Annotated in this window: 2 protein-coding genes and 1 pseudogene; 2 read left to right on the forward strand and 1 reads right to left on the reverse strand. The window is 37.0% G+C overall.

Annotation, left to right across the window (positions count from 1 at the left end; translation table 11 throughout):
- Nucleotides 1-127: 127 nt before the first annotated feature.
- Nucleotides 128-337: pseudogene (locus IQ229_RS22165) on the reverse strand (Uma2 family endonuclease); the annotation flags it as partial.
- Between the two features lie 264 nt (nt 338-601).
- Between IQ229_RS22165 and IQ229_RS22170 the strand changes: the two are divergent.
- Both IQ229_RS22170 and IQ229_RS22175 read left to right on the forward strand, forming a co-directional pair.
- On the forward strand, nt 602-2,092 hold the full coding sequence (locus IQ229_RS22170; RefSeq protein ID WP_194047437.1) for a WD40 domain-containing protein: 1,491 nt from the start codon (nt 602-604) through the stop codon (nt 2,090-2,092).
- 162 nt (nt 2,093-2,254) lie between these two features.
- Nucleotides 2,255-2,853 (forward strand): FAD-binding oxidoreductase (locus tag IQ229_RS22175; protein ID WP_194047439.1); only part of this gene is annotated, 599 nt, incomplete at its 3' end.

Here is a 2,853-nt window from a genome sequence, read left to right on the forward strand (position 1 = left end):
GACCAATTAAGCGCTGTGTTTCTTTTTTGTTCCCTTCGATATAATTCAAAATCTCGCTCATGTTTCTGTGTCCAAAAAGCTCTCTAATGTTCTCTTACCATAGAACGTTACTATTTTGGAGATGTCTAATAGGGGGCTGAAGGTCTGTGTAATAAATACCCACATTAGCTTCAGCTAAAAAAGTCTGGCTTTGTAAAGAACTGTAAAGAGAACTTACTAAAAGGCGTTGTTGTTTAGCAGATGCAAAATTATCCACAGGTGTATCATCTTCAGTGATTAGCTGGTTGGCATCTGGCACATAGTAATCATCATCATTGATTAGAACTTGTTGAACCATGATTTTATCTAGTATTTTAGAGCGTTATTTCTAGGTTAGTTGATTTTCTATGTTAGTTGATTAATGAAAGATAGAGGTTGTGGCAATATAGGGGCCTCCTTGCTGTACTTGTTTGCTTAGTAGGATTAAAAACTTAAAACTAATTCAGCCTAATCCAAAGCTCTCCATTGCTTTCCATAGGTTTCGCCGTTGCTACGTTAAGTTTATTGTAAATTTAGGGAATTCTAATAATAGAACAAAATTATAGAGGCTTTAGGGAAATGTATGAAGCAAGCATGGTATCAAGTTCACATATTTAATGGAGACTCTAGTTGGTTTGGGGGTGTACGCTCTACCTCGGTAAACTTAAGCCGCCAGATTCTTGCTTGTGGAAGTGATGACAGCATAATTCGATTATGGAATTTGAATGACGGTCAACTTTTAAATTACCAATTAAAACATACAAATTCTGTTCGTTCCATAGCTTTTACTACTACAGGAGATGCTCTCATAAGTGGTGGTGACGATGCTGTTATCCGAGTTTGGGATTTAAACACATGTCAAGAGTTACAGGCTTTTAATACCCACAGCAAATCAGTGACAACAGTTGCAGTAATCCCAATCTATGACTTTCTTGTAAGCGGAAGTGATGATAGTACGATTAAAATTTTTAGTTTGAAAGACAGAAAAGAAATTCAAACGCTGAGGGGACATTCAGGTTATGTACAGTCTATAGCAATCAGTTCTGATAGTACATTGATTGCAAGCGGTGGTTGCGATCGCAATGTCAAAATATGGAAAATTGGTACTTGGGAAGAAGTTTCTTCTTTTGCTGCTCACTCAAATGATGTTCGTATGGTTGCTTTTAGCCCAGATGGTAAAACACTTGCAAGTTGTGATGATGATGGAGATATTATTCTGTGGGACATACAAACAGGATTATCAAAATGTACTATTCATGGTTATTCATGTAGTGTACGTAGTTTAAGCTTTAGTTCTAACAGCCAATTTCTAGTCAGTGGTGGAGATAATGGTTATATCAAAATATGGGATTTGAGGAATGGAACATTAATATCTTCATTCTATGCCCATACTGCGGGAATTAGCTCAGTTAATTTTTGTTTTAATAATCAAGTAATTGCTAGCAGTAGCTGGGATAAAACAGTCAAACTTTGTATTATGGAAGATGCTATTCCCAAAGTTTCAAAACCTAAATTTTTTCAAGCACTTTTTGGTAATAAGCAGCCTGAGCCAGAGTCTGTATTTTCTCTACCAAAGTTTATTCTTGAAAAAGCTAAAGAAAATATTCATAAACCTAACCAGCCTTTAGCTAATCAGGTTGATAGTTCCTTTGAAAATGAAGCCTATAGTTTTCAATGGGAAACTTGTCAAGCTCCTGCTAGAAATATTCAGATGTCTCTAGATGATTGGTATCGCTTTTTGAAAGATTGGAAACGTAAAGAAGAAGAACGGAGGAAAGAACAACGTGCAAAAGAAAGACTCCGCCTTCAAGAAGAACGCTTGAAACTAGAAAGGCAAAAACAAGAACGTCTCAGAACAGAGCAACAATTAAGAGAAGAAAAACATAGACAAAAAGAAGAACATCCCAGAATAGAGGAACCAAGAAGAGAGGGAATTAAACAAGTAAATCAACAGCAAAATAATACCAACTTTTGGGGTAGTAATTCATTAAGTAACTCTAGCGGTAAAATATATATCGAAGGTTATCGTCGTAAGGATGGAACTGAAGTAAAAGGATATTGGAGAGATAAATAAGCTAGACAAATTGGTATTCTTGGATGAAATGGAGAACCTATACTATATCTATAGTTAAATCATGCGATCGCTTTTACTCACTTTTAACTGCTATTCTTGCAACAATAGTAATTACAGCTATACTAACCAGCCTGCAACATCTACCTTGAACTTTAAAAAACTATGCTTACCCAAGATAAAAAACAACGCAACTGGAAACCCATTCTCAAAGCATTCGAGGCTGTCCTTGGCAAAAATGGTGTAGTGCAACGCCGCGAAGAACTCATTACCTATGAATGTGATGGTTTAACTGGTTATCGCCAACGTCCGGCTGTGGTGGTTTTACCCAGAACTACAGAACAAGTTGCAGAAATTGTGAAAATATGCAACCAATACTCTATACCCTTCATAGCACGCGGCTCTGGTACTGGTCTATCTGGCGGCGCTTTACCAGTAGAAAATTCCGTTTTAATTGTTACTTCCTTAATGCGGCAAATTCTCAGCATTGATTTAGAAAATCAACGGACAGTTGTACAACCAGGGGTGATTAATAGTTGGGTAACACAGGCTGTTAGTGGTGCTGGTTTTTACTACGCTCCTGATCCCTCTAGTCAAATTATTTGCTCTATTGGGGGCAATATTGCCGAAAATTCTGGTGGCGTACATTGTCTCAAATACGGTGTTACTACCAACCACGTTTTAGGACTAAAAATTGTTACGCCGGAAGGTGAAATTATTGATTTAGGTGGACAAATCCCAGAAATGCCTGGTTATGATTTAAC

Source organism: Nostoc cf. edaphicum LEGE 07299 (genome assembly GCF_015207245.1).
Classification (GTDB): Bacteria; Cyanobacteriota; Cyanobacteriia; order Cyanobacteriales; family Nostocaceae; genus Nostoc; species Nostoc edaphicum_B.